Raw genomic sequence first — 15,484 nt, 5'->3', positions numbered from 1 at the left:
CCAACCTCCCAAGGCCGTGTCATTCTGCAGAACGCAGCCGCGGATTCTCTCGTGCCCGCCGCGCCTCATACGACTTTACATGTGCATAGGCGGTACTGAGGAGGACCGGGGCCTCGCCTCCCGCGACGCGACCGAGCAGATCACCGAGAATATGATCGCCCTCGGTCGGTGCTCCTCGCTCGATATCGCGTACCATGGAGGCCATCAGTGGAGAGCCTGGCGTCGTGAGAATCGCACGCACCCGCTCGATGTAGGCCGGACGCGGTTCAAATCCTTGCTTAGCCGCGATTTCACAGGCCTCGTCAAGCAACCGCATCACCGCGCCGGACGCGCCGGCGGCTACGATGTCCCCGATCGCGGCGCGCATCAAGGAGGTCGCGCTGGCCGTGGTGGCGATCATCACCCACTTTTCCCACATGGCCTGAAGAATATTGTCGCTCAGCTCGGCGTCGAAGCCAGCGCCCGACAAGGCACCGGTGATCTCGGCGCGACGTTCAGATCGCGTTCCATTCTGTTCGCCAAAGCTCAGCGTGTGCAGATCCGTCATGTGCAAAATCTCACCGTCGGCAGAAAGCGCCGCTGAGATCGCACACTGGCCGCCGAACACGTTCTTTTCACCGAACCGGGCGTTCAGCACGTCGAGATGACGCAAGCCATTCAACAGAGGTATGATGACGGAGTTCTTGCCCACCGCGGGAGCAAACGACTCCATCGCGCCGTCAAGATCGTAGGCCTTGCAGCTCACAATGATGAGATCATACGGACCATTCAGCCGTTCGGACGTGACGGTCGGAGGCGATGCCAGGTGCAGATCGCCAACCTTGCTCTTGACCACCAGCCCGCCCTTCGCGAGCGCTTCCGCGCGCTTGGGCCGTACCAGGAACGTGACGTTGCGCCCTGCTGCCAGAAGCCTCGCGCCGAAATATCCGCCCAGAGCGCCGGCTCCGATTACCAGTATCCGCAAGTTTCATCTCCTCTTCGATGTGAAAGATCGTCGTCCCTTGTCGAAGGCACGACCTGGCGTCCGGCTCCGCAGCGCGATAGTGGCGCCTCAGTGACCGTCGCCTTGCCGGCAGGCGCGCCTAGTCCGCGGCGCTGACAAGCTTCCCAAAGGGGATCCAGCTTTTCCCGTCGAAACTCTCGAACTGAAGCGACGTCCACGCCTGGTTATTGTTCACGCTGGTATTGATGGCGCTGCCTGGGAGCGCCATCGAAGGTGAAAAGTTCCTCAAATTCCGCGCCTGTTTCATTATGTTTTCGCGCGACAGGTCATCGCCGCACTGCTGGAGGATCTTCTCGAGAATTTCCCCTTGGACGACACCGGCAATGTAAAGCGTCTCTGCCACATCGCCGCCTGGAACGTACTTGGCTAGGAGCGCACGATAGCTTTTTACCCCGGGATCGTGCTCCCATGTCGGATCCATCGGATCTTTCAGGAACGTGGTTGATACCACCCCCTTGGCGTTGTCGAGTCCTGCCGCCGCAAGCGTACCCGCTACGGACGTGGTTGAATTGATAATGACCGTCAGAGGATTCCAGCCGATTTCGCGGCTCCTACGGAGAGCCTGCGCCGTAAATTTTGGCGACCCCGCGATAAAGAACGCTTCTGCCCCCGAGCTCTTGAGCGACACGACCTGAGATTCGACGGTCGGATCAGCCGCCTCGTAGGATTTTGCCACGACCAGCTTGCCGAAATCGTCCTTCATGTAGGAGCGGAAAGCGCCGACAAAATCCTTCCCGAGATCATCGTTCTGGTAGAGGATGGCGATGCGCGAGCCCGGCATCTTTTCGGTTATGAATTTCGCATACACCCTACCCTCGGTATCGTAGCTCGGAAGCCCGGTCGTGGTGTAAGGATACTCGGCATGATTGGTGAACTTGTTTGCGCCTGAAAGAACGAAGAGGTGCGGCACCTTTTTGCTGTTCGCGTATTTCACGTTCGCGGAAATGCTTGCGGTCCCAAGCGGGCTGAACAGAAATGCGACCTCCTCGCTTTCCACCAGCTTGCGGGTCTGTTCGACAGATTTGCTCGGCGAGTAGGCATCGTCGAGTGCAATCAGCTTGATCTTGCGGCCGTTAACTCCTCCCTTGTCATTGATGAACTCGACATAGCCCATCAATGCCTTGCCTACATTGCCGAGAGCCGAGGCGGGACCACTGAACGGAAACGTCGCGCCGACCTTGATCTCCGTTGCGGTCACCCCGACTGGATCCTCGGCCGCAGCCTTCTGCGCAAAGGACACCGGCGCAATTGCAAGCATCAGCGTCGCGAGCACGGCTCTTTTCTGCCACATCGATATTTTCCCCACAATGAGACGCTCTCGGCGTCAATGGCGTTTCCATTCCGCCCCCGCATCTGACGGCGGGGTTGCGCACTTACTAAGATCGGCTTTGACTCGTCCTTGCTGTCTTCCAACAATCAATGTTCGGCAGCCTCTCGCGCGAAAATCTCGCGGTAGGCGCGCTTCAGTCTCTGTAGCGCGCACCCTTCGCATCCAGCGCGCGACGATAAGCCTCGAATGAATCTTGCCCAAAGGAGGTTTTCTCGTCGAAGCCCTTTGCAACCTCGCTCTGCATCTGGCGCGTGGTACGTTGCAAAATCTCTTCCGACAACGGCCGCCAGCTCTTGCCGAACGTTGCGGCCGCGAGCTGCACTTCGCATGCGCGTTGCAGGATCGTCATGCGGAACAGTGCCTCGGCGGCAGTCCTCCCACACGTCAGAAGACCATGATGTCTCAGGATCATGTAGTTCTTGTTGCCGAGCGATTTTACGAGACGCTCGCGCTCGCCGAGATCCGTCGAAATGCCCTCGAAATCGTGATACGCAATTTGCCCATAGAGCATCGCGCCGTAAAAGGTGTGATGCGAGAGCCCCTCTTCCGTGCACGCAACAGCCACACCGGCCGTCGTATGCGTGTGGGCAATGAAATGAGCGTCATCGCGCGCGGCATGAACCGAGGAATGGATCGTGAAGCCTGGCGCGTTGACGCGCCCCGGAAGGTCTACGACCTTGTGCCCATCAAGATCGATTTTGATGAGATTGGAGGCCGTGACTTCATTGTACGCCAAGCCAAACGAATTGATCAGAAAGTGCTTATCAGGACCCGGCACGCGGGCCGTGATGTGATTGTAGATGTGCTCGCACCAGCCTAGATCGAAAAAGACGTGATAGAGGGCAGCGAGGTCCTCGCGGACCAGCCGCTCTTCGGCGGCCACAGCACTTCGGCTGATGTTTTCAGGTGAAGTTTGGACGTTCATGCGGTCCTCCATGAACTCTTATCGTTGGCCGGCACCTCAGTTGAGCAGGTCCGGCTGTTCCTTTACGATCTTCGAGTACAGGGTCTGGAATTGAAACCACCCTGTCCTGGACGAACCGAGGATAGCGAAAGCCTGCTTGGCAGATTGTTCGGGAATGATTTTGAGAGCTTGGCCGGTTCTCGCCGCCGCCGCCTCGGCAAGTAGCTGAACCTGGCACGACCGCTCCATCGTGATGAACCACCAGACCGCCTCATCCACGCTCTGTCCGACGGTCAAAAGTCCATGGTTCTGCAAGATTGCCGCCTTGTGCGGCCCCAGCGCCTGGGCGATTTGCTGGCCTTCGTCCACTTCGACCGCCACGCCACCATAGTCTTCGTATAGAGCATGATCGTTGTAGAAAGCGCAGGCGTCCTGCGTAATCGGCTCCAGCTTCCGGGCCAGCGTCGAGAACGCCCGGCCATACGTGGAGTGCGAATGCGCCGCACCAATCGACTCCGGACGGGCCGCGTGAACGCTTGCGTGAATCGCGAAAGCAGCGGCATTGACGGGATGGTTACCCTCGACGACCTCGCCCTTGTGATTGACCCGAATGAGATCCGACGCCTTGATCAAACCGAAGCTCATCCCGAAGCCGTTCACCCAGAACGTGTCCGTGAACTCGGGGTCACGCACCGTGATGTGGCCTGCGACACCCTCGTCGAATCCGAACTTCGCAAAGAGCCTCAGTCCGGCAGCCAGCCGTTCCTTTCTGTGCTGCCTCTCTTCAGCCAAGGACTTGAAGACAGGAGGCTGTGGCAGCCCCGCACCGATCTTGGTCACGGCTCCAGCATGTTGATCCTGTGGGTGATGTTGGTTCATCGTTTTTCCTTCGTATTCAGTATGCCGCGTAAGGGCCGCGGCACAGTGACGGGGATTGTTCGACGCCGCGCTGATTAAGAGTTCAGGTTCAGCTACGGATGTCCGCTGCTGCCACTAAGCTGGCAGCAAGCAGCGAAAAGACAATTGAAATCGATTGTGGATCGTTGAACTGCGCTCAGCGCAAGAGGTCGAATGCAAGTCAACACTTTCCCCGCTGGAAAGCCTCCGCCGTTTGTGCGCGTTAGTGTGACTCCAACGTTCGCAAAGCTTGCGGCCGAACAGAAACAATCAGAATGGCTTGTCTTGTCCGATGGCCGGCGATGCCGCTGCGGAGCGAAAGCGATCAACGCCAAACGCGCTAGATAGATCAGTCTGCTTCGGCTGGTGATGCCGATCTATCGTCAGCGCGACGTCCAGGCCGGCAGGCCTCGACCTCGATACATCAACACTCGCAGACTGGTCGTCGCAGCGGCAACTCTGATGCCGCTGGTCGACGCAATTCGGAGCCATGCTGGGCACATCAAATAGCTGCGTCCCGAGATACGGATATCCCAGCGCGTCGTGTAGTTCGAGGCAGAGGCTCAGAGGTTGGCCTTAAGTCGAGCCAACAGAGGTCCCATAGGGTTGTGTTGGTCACGGAGCGTCGATTGAACGCAACTGGAAGGTCGGCGTCTGGCCCTTCTTGGAGGGATCCATGAGATAGCCGATCTGGCCTTCCACGACCCAAAGCATATTGCCGACGCGCGCGACTCCTGTTGGTCCAGCGAATTCTTTGATCGTGTCAATTTGGGCCCGATCCCCGACGATCGTGACCCTCGAAAGCGGACCGGCACCCTCCACCATCACGAACCCGGTCTTGTCTGTCCGAAGACCGTCCGGAAACTTGATTGGGCGTGATGTCTCAAGCTTCGTGACGGCGCCGGCGACTCCCGATTTGGCTTCGATGCGGAAGAGTTCGCCGCTTTGGAAGGTGTTGACGTACAAAGCTCCATCCTCTCCGAAGGCAATCCCATCAAGGCCACCCTTCAGCTTGTCGTCCTGGACCCAGATATCAAGCTCGGAAGATCCCTTCTTCAAGCGAAGGATCTGTGGCTGCAGAGTATTCGTGACGTATAGCGCGCCGTCCGGCCCAATCGCGAGATCGTTACAGAGCGAGGGTTTCGCGGGCAATTGAGCGCTGATTTTTCCCTCTCCGGTCTTGAGGTCGAATCCTTTGACGAACGAGCCTTCGATCGTGTTTGGACCTTTGACGCCGAGCGGGGTGGCATCGTTCGAACAGACCCAAAGAAGGCCTGATTTCTCGTCGGCGAGAACGCCGAATGTCGATCGCGTATCGAATGTCCCGGGCTTGATCCAGGCTTCGGCCTCGGAGGCGCCGGGCTTTGCGCGCGCGATCCCGCCGTTAGTCAAGCTGCTGACGAAGAGCGTTCCATCCGTTGTCGCTGCCAGGCTTTCGGGAAACGGGGATCCAGATGGAATCGCGATCTGCGACCGAGCCTCATTTGCAAATGAGGCCCCGGCTACGCTCACCATCGCTGCGACGGCCATTCGGGCGAGGTTTTGAAACAAGTCGGTTTTCTTGGCTGACATGCGCTCCTCCGAGTTGGTGTGTATGGTCGACGTTCAGTTCTGAGGGGTCTTGAGCCACGCTTCCCCCAAGATGGCCGGCTCGCGCGGCGGAAGATAGGTCGAACCCGCTGCCTGAAGCGGCCCGCAGGGCCGCTTCGAAGGGAGCACTACTTGCCGCGCATCGCATCGGCCGTGCTCTGGATGAAGGCCTTTAGCTTCTCCACATCGTCTGCGCTGAGCTTGCCGGTGAAATCGGGCATGCCGCGCGACATGGCCGGCCCCTTGAAGACGAACTTTTCCAGATTCTCGATGTAGGCCTTGTCCAAATAGACCAAGCTGGGCAGGTTGCCGCCAAGATGCTCCTTGCCGGGCTCGCCGTGACACAGCAGGCAGTTGCTCAGGTACAGCCCGAGGCCGGGCGCCACGTCGGCGAGGTTGTACTTGACGCCGGCGACCAGCTCACCCAGGCGATGGGCGGGAAAGTCGGGCAGAGGCGCCTTGCCGCCCACGGCGAAGGTGTACACGGTGCCCGGCGCCCGCTTTTCGCTGTGACCCGCGGATAGCCCGTACGTGCCACCCCAGCCCACCGCGATGGAAACGTACTGCTGGCCGTTCACCACATAGCTCACGGGCGCCGCCACCACGCCGCCGCCGATGGGCGTCTCCCAAAGCACTTTGCCATCGCGCGCGTCGAAGGCCATGAGGCGGCCATCCGCGGTGCCCTCGAACACCAGGTTGCCCGCAGTGGCGAGGGTGCCGCCGTTCCAGGGCGCCGAGTGCTCATGCGTCCAGGCGGCCTTCTGTTGCACAGGGTCCCAGGCGACAAGTCTGCCGAGGGTCGGGCCTTTGGGCTGCTTCGCGTTGATGAACGTGGCCAGATTCCAGCCCGTGCCGCTCTGTATCTGGCTCGGGGTGCTCTTGTTGAACTTCCAGTCCTTGTCGTCCATCAGCGTGAGAGGTATGGACTGCACCGGCATGTACACTAGGCCCGTGGAGGGGTTGAACGACATCGAATGGAAGCCGCGCGCGCCGTGCGCGCTGGGGGTGATCTCGCGCGGCCGGTCGCCCTTGCGGGCGATGGCGGTCTCGATCGGCCGGCCCTTGTCGTCGTAGCCCGTGGCCCAGTTCGCATCGACGAAGTTCTTGGCGGAGATGAACTCGCCGTTAGTGCGGTCGATCACGAAGAAGAAGCCGCTCTTCGGTGCATGCAGGATCACCTTGCGCGGCTTGCCGGCGATCGTGATATCGGCCAAGATCATCGGCGGCGTGGAGTCGAAGTCCCAGCTTTCGCCCGGCGTTTCCTGGTAGTGCCAGACGTACTGGCCGGTGTCCGGGTTGAGCGCCACGATGGAGGCAATGTACAGGTTGTCGCCGCCCGCGGGGCTGCGCTGGCTCTGCGCCCACGGCGTACCGCTGCCGGTGCCCACGTACATCAAGTTCAGTTCGGGATCGAAAGTCATCGTGTCCCAGGCATTGCCGCCGCCGCCGAACTCCCACCACTTTCCCGCCGGGTCCCACGTCTTGGCGGCCTTCGCCATCGACTCGTCCTCGAAAGGCTTGCTCGGGTCGCCGGGCACGATGAACCAGCGCCACTTCTGTTCGCCGGTGTTCGCGTCGTACGCGGTGATGTAGGCTCGGGCGCCCATCTCGGCACCGCCGTTGCCGATGATCACCTTGCCGTTGAACACGCGCGGAGCGCCGGTGATGGTGTAGCTGAACTTGTGATCGGCAATGGTGTCCTGCTCCCAGACCTTGCCGCCCGTGCTCGCATCCAGCGCGATCAGCCGACCGTCGAAGGACGCCACGAACACCTTGCCTTGCCAGAGCGCCACGCCGCGGTTGACCACGTCGCAGCAACCCTTGTAGCCCTCGTCGCGCTTCACCTGCGGATCGTAGGTCCACAGGCGCTTGCCGGTGCGCACGTCCACCGCGTGCACCACGCTCCACGATGCCGTGACGTACATGACGCCATCCACCACCAGGGGCGTGGCCTCCACGCCGCGCGTGGACTCCAGGTCGTACGACCACACCAAGCCCAAGTCTTTCACGTTGGAGGTGTTGATCCGATCCAGGCGTGAGAAGCGTGTCTCCGCGTAGTCCAGACCGTGGCTCGGCCACTCGGTTGTCGTGAGTGCATTGGCGCGGATGAATGTGCCATCGACCTTGCCCGCCGGTTTATCGGCCGACAGCGCCGCGGTGTGGGCGGTCAGCGCAAGCACGGCCAACAACGCCGCGGCCGTCCGCTGCGCGAATGCGGTTTTCATGGAATCCTCTCCTATGTTTTTTGTCGGGTGTGGTGGTCACCCGCTGAATTTTGAACTGATCGCTCGCGGTCTTTCGCCGAGCCTACGCTGGCTCAACGCCGAAGCCGAAAGGTCTGGGGGTGTTTGCTGGGCCGCGACGATGCCGGAGCAGCGCAAGCCCTTGCCCAAAAACGCCGCCCATGTCCGCGCATGACGATTCAGCTGCAAACCCTGGATTTTGCCAGCGGCCCGCGCAGGGCCGCTGGTACAAAGTCACAACCCGCCTTGCTTACATGTCTACTTCGACATTGAGCGTCAGGTCCGTGGCCGGCATCGTGAAGGCACCGTCCTCGAAGGTCGGCACTCGCATCGGGGGCCGCACGTTGGTCGATATCGCCCACTGCTCGGTGGGCTGGCCGACGGGGCTGACGTCCATCATTTGGTTGTTGTTCACGTCATGCATGATGGAAGCCGCATAGCGGCCGGGGGCAACGTCTGGGAAGCGACACGTGACTTCGGCTGCGGCCGGCACCCAGACGATCGCCTTGGTGGTTTTGGGGTTCATGGGGTATCCCTCGCTGCTGCTGTACAGCCAGCAGCCAACCTTGCCGTAAGGCGCCTCCGCGCCTTTGACCTTGATGATCAGATCACCGGCCCAGGCCGACGATGCCAGCATCGGTGTGGCCGCGAACGCGGCGAGCAGGGATGCACGAAGGAGCAACGAGTGCGAGGTGTTTGAGAACATGTGAGAGATCCTTAAAGTTAAGGGTGTGTATTGCCTCGAAAACGAGCTCAGGGAAATTCGTAGTCTCAAGCCATCTTTATGGCCTCGGCAGTCATCGGCAGTTTGCGCAGCCGCTTGGAGGTGAGCGCGGCGACCGCGTTGGCAAGGGCCGGCATGATCACGGCCGTGGCCGGCTCGCCGATGCCGCCGGGCGCCTCGGTACTGTCGACCAGCACGATGTCGATCGCCGGCACTTCATTCATGCGCACGACCGGGAACTCGTGGAAGTTGGTCTGCTGCACCCGGCCCTTTTCCAAGGTGATCTCCTGCGACAGCGCCGCGCCCATGCCGAAGATCACGCTGGACTGGATCTGCGCCTCCACCGTGTCGGGGTTGACCATGCGGCCCAGGTCGGCCGCCACGACGACTCGGTGCACCTTGACTGCGCCCTGGTCGTCCAGGCTGATCTCGGCCACCTGGGCCATGTAGGTGTTATAGGCTTCCATCAGGGCGATGCCACGGGCCCGGCCGGCGGGCAGCGGCTTGCCCCAGCCCGATTTTTCGGCTGCCAGTTTCAGCACCTCGACAAAGCGCGGCTGGTTGCCCAGCAATGACAGGCGGTACGCGTAAGGGTCTTGGCCGGCCTCCTTGGCAAGCTCGTCGATGAAGCACTCGTTGGCAAACACGTTGAGCGGGTTGCTGACCGAGCGCCAATAGCCCACCCGCAACCCCGCGTCGTGCTTGACCACGTCGTGGCGCGTCGCCGCAATTTCGTAGGGCGCGACGGCCGATTCGGTCATCGTCGGGTCCTGAACCTTGAGCGGGATGCCGAATACGCGGATGCCGACAGACTGGGAAGCCATGCGAAAGGTCATGGCCGTCGGCTTGCCGTCCGACCCCAGCGCGGCAGCGACGCGGTGCACCGCCTGCGGCCGGTAGAAGTCGTGGGTCATGTCGTCCTCGCGCGACCACAGCAGCTTGACCGGCTTGCCCACGGCCTTGGAGATCTGCGCGGCCTGAACGACGAAGTCCACTTCCTGGCGACGGCCGAAGGAGCCCCCGAGGAAGGTGGTCTCCAAGGTGACGTCCTCGGGTTTGATACCCAAGGCCTTGGCCACCGCAGTCTGCGTCAAATCTTGCCACTGCGTGGGGCCGATCAGGTGAACGCGCCCGTTGTTGTAATGCGCAGTGAAGTTCATCGGCTCCAGCGCCGCATGCGACAGCAGGTGGCTCACGTACTCAGCGCGCACCACCCGCGATGAGGCGGCGATCACGGCATTGGCGTCGCCATTCGCCTTGAACAGTTTCGGCGTGCCGCTGTCCAAAGCCGCCCGGGTGCCGGCCAGCATGGAATTGTGGTCGAGCGCGGCGCCCGCGCCCTCGTCCCACTCGATGACCAGGGCCTTGCGGGCCTGGTTGGCGCGCCACCAACTGTCGGCCACCACCGCGACGCCGTCGGGGATCTGCACCACGTCCACCACGCCAGGCATGCCTTTGGCCTTGGCCGAGTCCACGGTCTTGACAGTGCCGCCGATCACCGGGCATTGCTCGAGCGCCGCGTAAAGCATGCCGGGCAGCTTGACGTCGATCCCGAAGCGGGCCGTGCCGTTGACCTTGGCCGGCGTGTCCAGCCGCCGCGTGCTTTTGCCGACGAGACGAAAGTCCTTGGGGTCCTTCAGCGGCGGCTTCTCCGGTAGCGGCATCGTGGCCGCTGCAGCCGCGAGCTCGCCGAAACTCGCCTTGCGCCCCCCGGGGCCCGTGACGAAGCCATTGCCCGGCCGGACCTGATCGCGCGTCACCTTCCAGCGCGCGGCCGCCGCGCCGGCGAGCATCTCGCGCGCCTGCGCGCCCGCGATACGCAGGCGATCCCAGCCGTCGCGCACCGACGTGGAGCCGCCCGTCAGCTGCAGGCCGCCCACCAGCGCGTTGCCGTAAGCCTTGGCGTTGGGCGGAGCGACCTCCACCTTGATGCTGGCGAGGTCGACACCGAGCTCTTCGGCCAGCAGCATGGGCAGCGCGGTGTAGACACCCTGGCCCATCTCGGAGCGGGCGGTGATGAGGGTGATGCTGTTGTCGTCGGCGATGTGCACCCAAGCATTAAGTGTGTGCACGTTTCCGGTGGCTTTGGCATCGAGCGGACTCGGAAGACTGACACACAGCAGCAGGCCGCTGGCGACGGCCGAAGTTCTCAGGAAATCGCGGCGTGAGGGTTCGGTGAAGTTGTTCATTCGTTTTCCCCGGAAGACTCAGCCTTTGCGCATCATGATGGCTGCGTCCTTGATGGCGGCCTTCACGCGCGGATAAGTGCCGCAACGGCAGATGTTGCCGCTCATAGCCTCGTCGATGTCGACGTCGCTCGGGTTCTTGTTGTGGGCCAGCAGCGCCGCGGCGCTCATGAGTTGCCCTGACTGGCAGTAGCCGCACTGCGGCACGTCGTGCTTGATCCAGGCTGTTTGCAACGGATGGCTGTTGTCAGGCGACAGGCTCTCCACGGTGGCCACCCGCTTGCCCAGCACGGCCGACAACGGCGTCTGGCAGGAACGCACCGGCTGACCGTCGAGGTGCACCGTGCAGGCGCCGCACAAGGCCATGCCGCAGCCGAACTTGGTGCCGGTCAGGCCGATCTCGTCACGAATGACCCACAGCAAAGGGGTGTCGGGTTCGGCGCTGGCCGAAACGGCTTTGCCATTGAGATTGAATTTCACGCTCACGAACTCACCAAGCTTTCTCCCTGTTTCTAAGCGCCCAAGTTGACGGCGCTATGCCGAGCTGTTCGGGTTCGGGCACAACGACCCTGTACTTGAATCTAAATTGCGCTATGGAGCGTCGCTTGCTTCCGCTAAGCTGGAAGCAAAGCAAGTGGAACACAACTGAATTCGATTGCGGATCGTTGAACCAGGCTCACGACAAAATGTCGAATGCACCATCACCTCTCCCCCCCTTGGCAAGCCTGCGCGCATTCGAAGCTCTTGCACGCTCAGGCAGCGTGAAACTTGCTTCCGAAAGTCTGAATCTCACGCCGTCCGCGATCACGCACCAAATTCGCACGCTCGAAGCGCACTTCGGGATTCAACTGGTTCAGCGCAACGGCCGGAACATCGAACTCACTGAAAACGGGGCGATCTATGCCAGCGCCGTCCTGAGCGCCTTCAACGAATTGTTTCGCGCAAGCGACCTCTTGGAGGATAGAAAGCGGGGTCCTATCGTCCGGGTTAGCGTAACCCCTACGTTCGCGATGCTTGCTGCGCTCCCTCACCTTGAGAGATTCCGCATCGATAATCCGGGGCTTGATTTGAGACTGGAGGCCAAGAATACACTGGCCGATTTCGAGAGGGACAACATCGATGCCGCGGTCCAATTCGGCGAGCCGCCCTTCGGCAGCCTGACCTATCACAGGCTGCTCAGGTCGCGCGCTGCCCCATGCGCGGACTCGAAGCTATTGGATCGCTTCGCCCCAATTCAGCACCCGGAAGACTTGACGAAGCTGCCATTGATAAAGGTCGCCACGGCGCCAGAACTTTGGCCAAGATGGTTCGAGGAGTACGAACCACAGGTCGCCACTAAGGAACCGGACTTGGTCGGCGACAGCCTTTTGACGGCCATACAGATGGCCAGGTCATCGATGGGCGTCGTGCTGGCGCCTTTTCCCCTGATCGCCCCGCTGGTCAACAGCGGCGCCCTGACAGTCATGGCACAATGGGGCTCGAAAGGCATGCCGCTGAGGGACTTCTACTTCACCCATCGGGGGGTCGACGGCTCGTCCGAGAAGATCAAGGCCGTCCACAAATGGCTGAAGGTGGTGTCCAAGGCCCTGGAGACTGATTCAAGGAAGTTGGGCGTTTAAACAATCGAGGTTCTTGAGCGAGTTCTGTCCAAGTCCGCTATCCGGCGTATTGCACAATGACGAGTTCGCTGATTCCGCAACACAGGCCTTGTGGGTCTTCTTCACGGAAGATGCTTGGATTTTTCGCGCTTCTGCGGCCTCTTCGCATTCGCACGCTTCGTCCGCGCCGGCAATTTGCGCGGCGCTTTCGCGATTCCGAGGACCTGCGGGTCGCCGCCCAGGACATACTCGCGGGCCACGCTCATTATTTCCGATGAGAATTCCGGATGATCCACCGCCCGGGCCAACAGCAAGGCACCCACGATCTCGGATACGATGGCAATCGCTTCTCGCTTCGACGGGCCGTTCGCGTCCTCCGACAGGAGGTCGATTATCTCTCTCAGGCCGCTTGAAAACGTCCTTTTGATGCCAACACCGGCTCGCGAGGCTTCGGCACCGAGCGAGGGAAGCGCGCAACCATTCGCGACAGCGTTACGATGCCGATCCGTGAGGTAGTAGTCGACGATGCCCAAAAGCCGTTCGTCCCGACTTGAGCGATCCGCCAGCTTCCGCCATTGCTCCACCGATCCGTCCATGGCCCGGGCGAAAGCTCTTTCGATCAGATCACGACGAGATTTGAAATGGAGATAGAAGCCGCCGTGGGTCAGACCGGCAGACTTCATGAGCCCGGCGACCTTGATGCTTTCAATCCCCCGCTCGCGAATGCGCGCCGAAGCGCATTCAACGATACGGGCCGACGTTCCGGCTCCATGACCTTTCTCGTAGCGCATAATGTCTCGCCATCAACGAGCGATTGGCCGATCGAAATTCGCGACCACATCCCCGCGCCCAGTGTGCGGCCGTCCGCTGGTCCAATCGCCACCCGGCTCACCGTAATTCAACCCAGTGCAGCCCAACACGGCAAAGCTGCTGCCACACCTATTCAACAATGAATTACGCACCTCCGGCTCTGGATGATAGTCATCATCCAGAATTCACGAGGACCTCGCAATGACAAAGACTGCTGCGCCTTCGCCCGATCGCGCCGGTGCTCCGCTGCAGATGGGCCGGAACTTTGGGTCGAACGAGATCCGCAAGCGGGTGGTTCGGGCCAACGGACTGGACTTTCCAGTCCTCGAAGTCGGCGACGGCCCGCTGGTGCTATGCCTGCACGGCTTTCCCGATCATTCGCAAAGCTGGGGTCACGTCCTCGGCCGTCTCGCGCAGGAGGGATATCGGGCCGTTGCTCCGGCGCTGCGCGGTTTCTGGGCCGGTGGCGCTGCACCCGACGGATCCTACCGTGCCGCGGCCATCGGGCAGGACGTGCTCGCCCTCATCGAAGCTTTGGGCGTGGAACAGGCTTATGTCATCGGTCACGATTTTGGGGCACGGGCGGCCTATTCCGCGGCAAGTCTCGATGCGTCGCGGATCCGCAAGCTTGTAGGGCTGGCGGTCCCCTACGGGAAAGGCTTGTCGCAGGCGTTCCTGGCCGACGGCGACCAACAGCGACGAAGCTGGTACATGTTCTTCTTCCACACGCGTTTTGCCGAACCGGCCGTTCAGCTCAACAACTTCGCTTTCCTCGATCGACTTTGGCGGGAGTGGTCGCCCGGCTACACGATGCCGGCTTCGGATCGCATGGCGCTGATCGAAACGTTCAGACAACCCGGAGTCGTGCCCCAGACGCTCGCCTACTACAGGCAATTGTTTACCCCGCCGCCCGAAGCGGAAGCGCAGGCCCTCGAAGCTCGCGCGAACGGCCCGATTGCCGTCCCAACTCTTTATCTACACGGGGAGGAGGACGGCTGCATGTCAGCGCGGCTCAGCGACGACATGGCTGCAGCGTTCACGAAAGGCTTCGAACGCGTCGTGATACCCGGCGTCGGCCATTTCCTGCATCTCGAAAAGCCCGAGGCCGTTTTGAGCCACATCTTGCCTTTCCTCAAGAGCTGATGGCAAGGCGCGCCGCGCGGCCCGCCTTTCCGTTCAAACCCAGTCAGGTCCTCCAATAGGAAGATGCGATGTCCAAACCGTGTCCCATCTTGATTACCGGCGCCGGCGGAGACGTGGGCTCCATCAGCAAGACGATGATCAACATGCTCATCGAGAAGAAGCATCCGGTGCGTGCCTTCGTACGTAAAGACGACGAGAGGGCACAAGCGCTTCGAAAGCTCGGCGCCGAGATATTCGTGGGGGATCTACTCAACGTCGCTGATGTTGCGGCGGCCCTGAAGGGCTGTCGCCGGGTCTACTTCAGCATGAGCTTGAACCCCTATTACACCGACGCAACGATCTTGATGGCAGCCGCCGCGCGAGCCCAAGGCGACCTCGAGGTTTTTCTCAACATTTCCGAGTTCGAGCAGTCCTATATGGACTTCACGCGGATGACGGCCCCTTATGAGGCACGGCGGGAGTGGTTGGGAGGACTTGTCACCGACTGGTCGCCGCAGCAGAGAGCCCATTGGGCCTCCGAACAGGCTCTGAATTGGTCCGGCCTGCCGGTCGTCAATATCCGAGCAACAATGTTCGTTGAAAATCCAATTCTTGCCTGGTTTCCGCTCAAGCAGTTGCTGAGTGCGGGCGAGCTTCACCTCCCCTTCGGCAAGCACAAGATCGCCCCGATTGCCGCCTACGACGTTGCCGAGGTCTGCACCAAGATCCTCATCGATCCGTCGGCGCACGTATCGAAAACCTACGAGCTCACAGGCCCGGAGGCGAAGGACATGCAGGGCTTCGCCGAGGACTACGCCGCGACGTTGGGAAGACCCGTTTCCTACGTTCCTCAGGATCTGAACGCCTGGATCGAGGCCTACATCAATGGAGCACTGGCAACTCGCGTTCCGCACACCGCGGAGCACCTAAGGACTATCACCCGTCTGGCCGCAAGTGGACGGTATGAGGCCGTCACCGGCGAGCTCGAACATCTGCTCGGACGCGCTCCGAAGAGCTTCAGATGGGCCTTGGAGCGATCGCCCCGGCTCCTCGAAGCCGCCGGTAAAGTCTGATCGA

The 15,484-nt window shown here is 61.3% G+C and carries 13 protein-coding genes; 3 read left to right on the top strand and 10 right to left on the bottom strand.

Going from position 1 to position 15,484, the window contains the following annotated elements; genetic code table 11:
* Positions 1-19 precede the first annotated feature (19 nt).
* From IVB26_RS12630 to IVB26_RS12590, 9 genes are all read right to left on the bottom strand, one after another.
* Complete coding sequence (locus IVB26_RS12630) at positions 20-964, bottom strand: ketopantoate reductase family protein (RefSeq protein ID WP_247971954.1); 945 nt, start codon at positions 962-964, stop codon at positions 20-22.
* Between the two features lie 118 nt (positions 965-1,082).
* Complete coding sequence (locus IVB26_RS12625) at positions 1,083-2,294, bottom strand: ABC transporter substrate-binding protein (RefSeq protein ID WP_247971953.1); 1,212 nt, start codon at positions 2,292-2,294, stop codon at positions 1,083-1,085.
* 172 nt (positions 2,295-2,466) lie between these two features.
* Complete coding sequence (locus IVB26_RS12620) at positions 2,467-3,258, bottom strand: class II aldolase/adducin family protein (RefSeq protein WP_247971952.1); 792 nt, start codon at positions 3,256-3,258, stop codon at positions 2,467-2,469.
* A gap of 36 nt (positions 3,259-3,294) precedes the next feature.
* Positions 3,295-4,116: a class II aldolase/adducin family protein gene (locus IVB26_RS12615; RefSeq protein ID WP_247971951.1), complete on the bottom strand. Its 822-nt coding sequence runs from the start codon at positions 4,114-4,116 to the stop codon at positions 3,295-3,297.
* 633 nt (positions 4,117-4,749) lie between these two features.
* Positions 4,750-5,706, bottom strand: a complete 957-nt coding sequence (locus IVB26_RS12610) for an NHL repeat-containing protein (protein ID WP_247971950.1) — start codon at positions 5,704-5,706, stop codon at positions 4,750-4,752.
* 146 nt (positions 5,707-5,852) lie between these two features.
* A complete protein-coding gene (locus IVB26_RS12605) occupies positions 5,853-7,949 on the bottom strand; it encodes a PQQ-dependent dehydrogenase, methanol/ethanol family (RefSeq protein WP_247971949.1) in 2,097 nt (698 codons plus the stop codon).
* A 268-nt stretch (positions 7,950-8,217) separates the two neighbouring features.
* Positions 8,218-8,673, bottom strand: coding sequence for a DUF2141 domain-containing protein (locus tag IVB26_RS12600; RefSeq protein ID WP_247971948.1), 456 nt, complete (start codon positions 8,671-8,673; stop codon positions 8,218-8,220).
* A gap of 65 nt (positions 8,674-8,738) precedes the next feature.
* Positions 8,739-10,880: a xanthine dehydrogenase family protein molybdopterin-binding subunit gene (locus IVB26_RS12595; protein WP_247971947.1), complete on the bottom strand. Its 2,142-nt coding sequence runs from the start codon at positions 10,878-10,880 to the stop codon at positions 8,739-8,741.
* 18 nt (positions 10,881-10,898) lie between these two features.
* Entirely contained in the window at positions 10,899-11,357 is a 459-nt protein-coding gene (locus tag IVB26_RS12590) for a (2Fe-2S)-binding protein (protein ID WP_247971946.1), read from the bottom strand.
* A gap of 206 nt (positions 11,358-11,563) precedes the next feature.
* Here IVB26_RS12590 and IVB26_RS12585 point away from each other — a divergent pair, with 206 nt between their 5' ends.
* On the top strand, positions 11,564-12,496 hold the full coding sequence (locus IVB26_RS12585; protein WP_247971945.1) for a LysR substrate-binding domain-containing protein: 933 nt from the start codon (positions 11,564-11,566) through the stop codon (positions 12,494-12,496).
* Between the two features lie 101 nt (positions 12,497-12,597).
* On the opposite strand, the gene IVB26_RS12580 is transcribed toward IVB26_RS12585, so the two are convergent.
* Positions 12,598-13,266, bottom strand: coding sequence for a TetR/AcrR family transcriptional regulator (locus IVB26_RS12580; protein ID WP_247971944.1), 669 nt, complete (start codon positions 13,264-13,266; stop codon positions 12,598-12,600).
* 220 nt (positions 13,267-13,486) lie between these two features.
* Here IVB26_RS12580 and IVB26_RS12575 point away from each other — a divergent pair, with 220 nt between their 5' ends.
* Together IVB26_RS12575 and IVB26_RS12570 are read left to right on the top strand one after the other, a co-directional pair.
* Positions 13,487-14,428, top strand: coding sequence for an alpha/beta fold hydrolase (locus IVB26_RS12575; protein ID WP_247971943.1), 942 nt, complete (start codon positions 13,487-13,489; stop codon positions 14,426-14,428).
* Between the two features lie 68 nt (positions 14,429-14,496).
* Positions 14,497-15,480, top strand: coding sequence for an NAD(P)H-binding protein (locus IVB26_RS12570; protein ID WP_247971942.1), 984 nt, complete (start codon positions 14,497-14,499; stop codon positions 15,478-15,480).
* Positions 15,481-15,484: the final 4 nt, after the last annotated feature.

Source organism: Bradyrhizobium sp. 195 (assembly GCF_023101665.1).
Taxonomy (GTDB): Bacteria; Pseudomonadota; Alphaproteobacteria; order Rhizobiales; family Xanthobacteraceae; genus Bradyrhizobium.
The sequence above is the reverse complement of the archived record's forward strand: the minus strand, read 5'-3'. Positions and strand labels throughout refer to the sequence as shown.

Bases quoted from the DNA above. Each gene is read 5' to 3' on its own strand.
- IVB26_RS12570 (WP_247971942.1), top strand. From the start codon at position 14,497: ATGTCCAAACCGTGTCCCATCTTGATTACCGGCGCCGGCGGAGACGTG.
- IVB26_RS12580 (WP_247971944.1), bottom strand. From the start codon at position 13,266: ATGCGCTACGAGAAAGGTCATGGAGCCGGAACGTCGGCCCGTATCGTT.
- IVB26_RS12605 (WP_247971949.1), bottom strand. From the start codon at position 7,949: ATGAAAACCGCATTCGCGCAGCGGACGGCCGCGGCGTTGTTGGCCGTG.
- IVB26_RS12615 (WP_247971951.1), bottom strand. From the start codon at position 4,116: ATGAACCAACATCACCCACAGGATCAACATGCTGGAGCCGTGACCAAG.
- IVB26_RS12610 (WP_247971950.1), bottom strand. From the start codon at position 5,706: ATGTCAGCCAAGAAAACCGACTTGTTTCAAAACCTCGCCCGAATGGCC.
- IVB26_RS12600 (WP_247971948.1), bottom strand. From the start codon at position 8,673: ATGTTCTCAAACACCTCGCACTCGTTGCTCCTTCGTGCATCCCTGCTC.
- IVB26_RS12575 (WP_247971943.1), top strand. From the start codon at position 13,487: ATGACAAAGACTGCTGCGCCTTCGCCCGATCGCGCCGGTGCTCCGCTG.
- IVB26_RS12625 (WP_247971953.1), bottom strand. From the start codon at position 2,294: ATGTGGCAGAAAAGAGCCGTGCTCGCGACGCTGATGCTTGCAATTGCG.
- IVB26_RS12595 (WP_247971947.1), bottom strand. From the start codon at position 10,880: ATGAACAACTTCACCGAACCCTCACGCCGCGATTTCCTGAGAACTTCG.
- IVB26_RS12620 (WP_247971952.1), bottom strand. From the start codon at position 3,258: ATGAACGTCCAAACTTCACCTGAAAACATCAGCCGAAGTGCTGTGGCC.
- IVB26_RS12585 (WP_247971945.1), top strand. From the start codon at position 11,564: ATGTCGAATGCACCATCACCTCTCCCCCCCTTGGCAAGCCTGCGCGCA.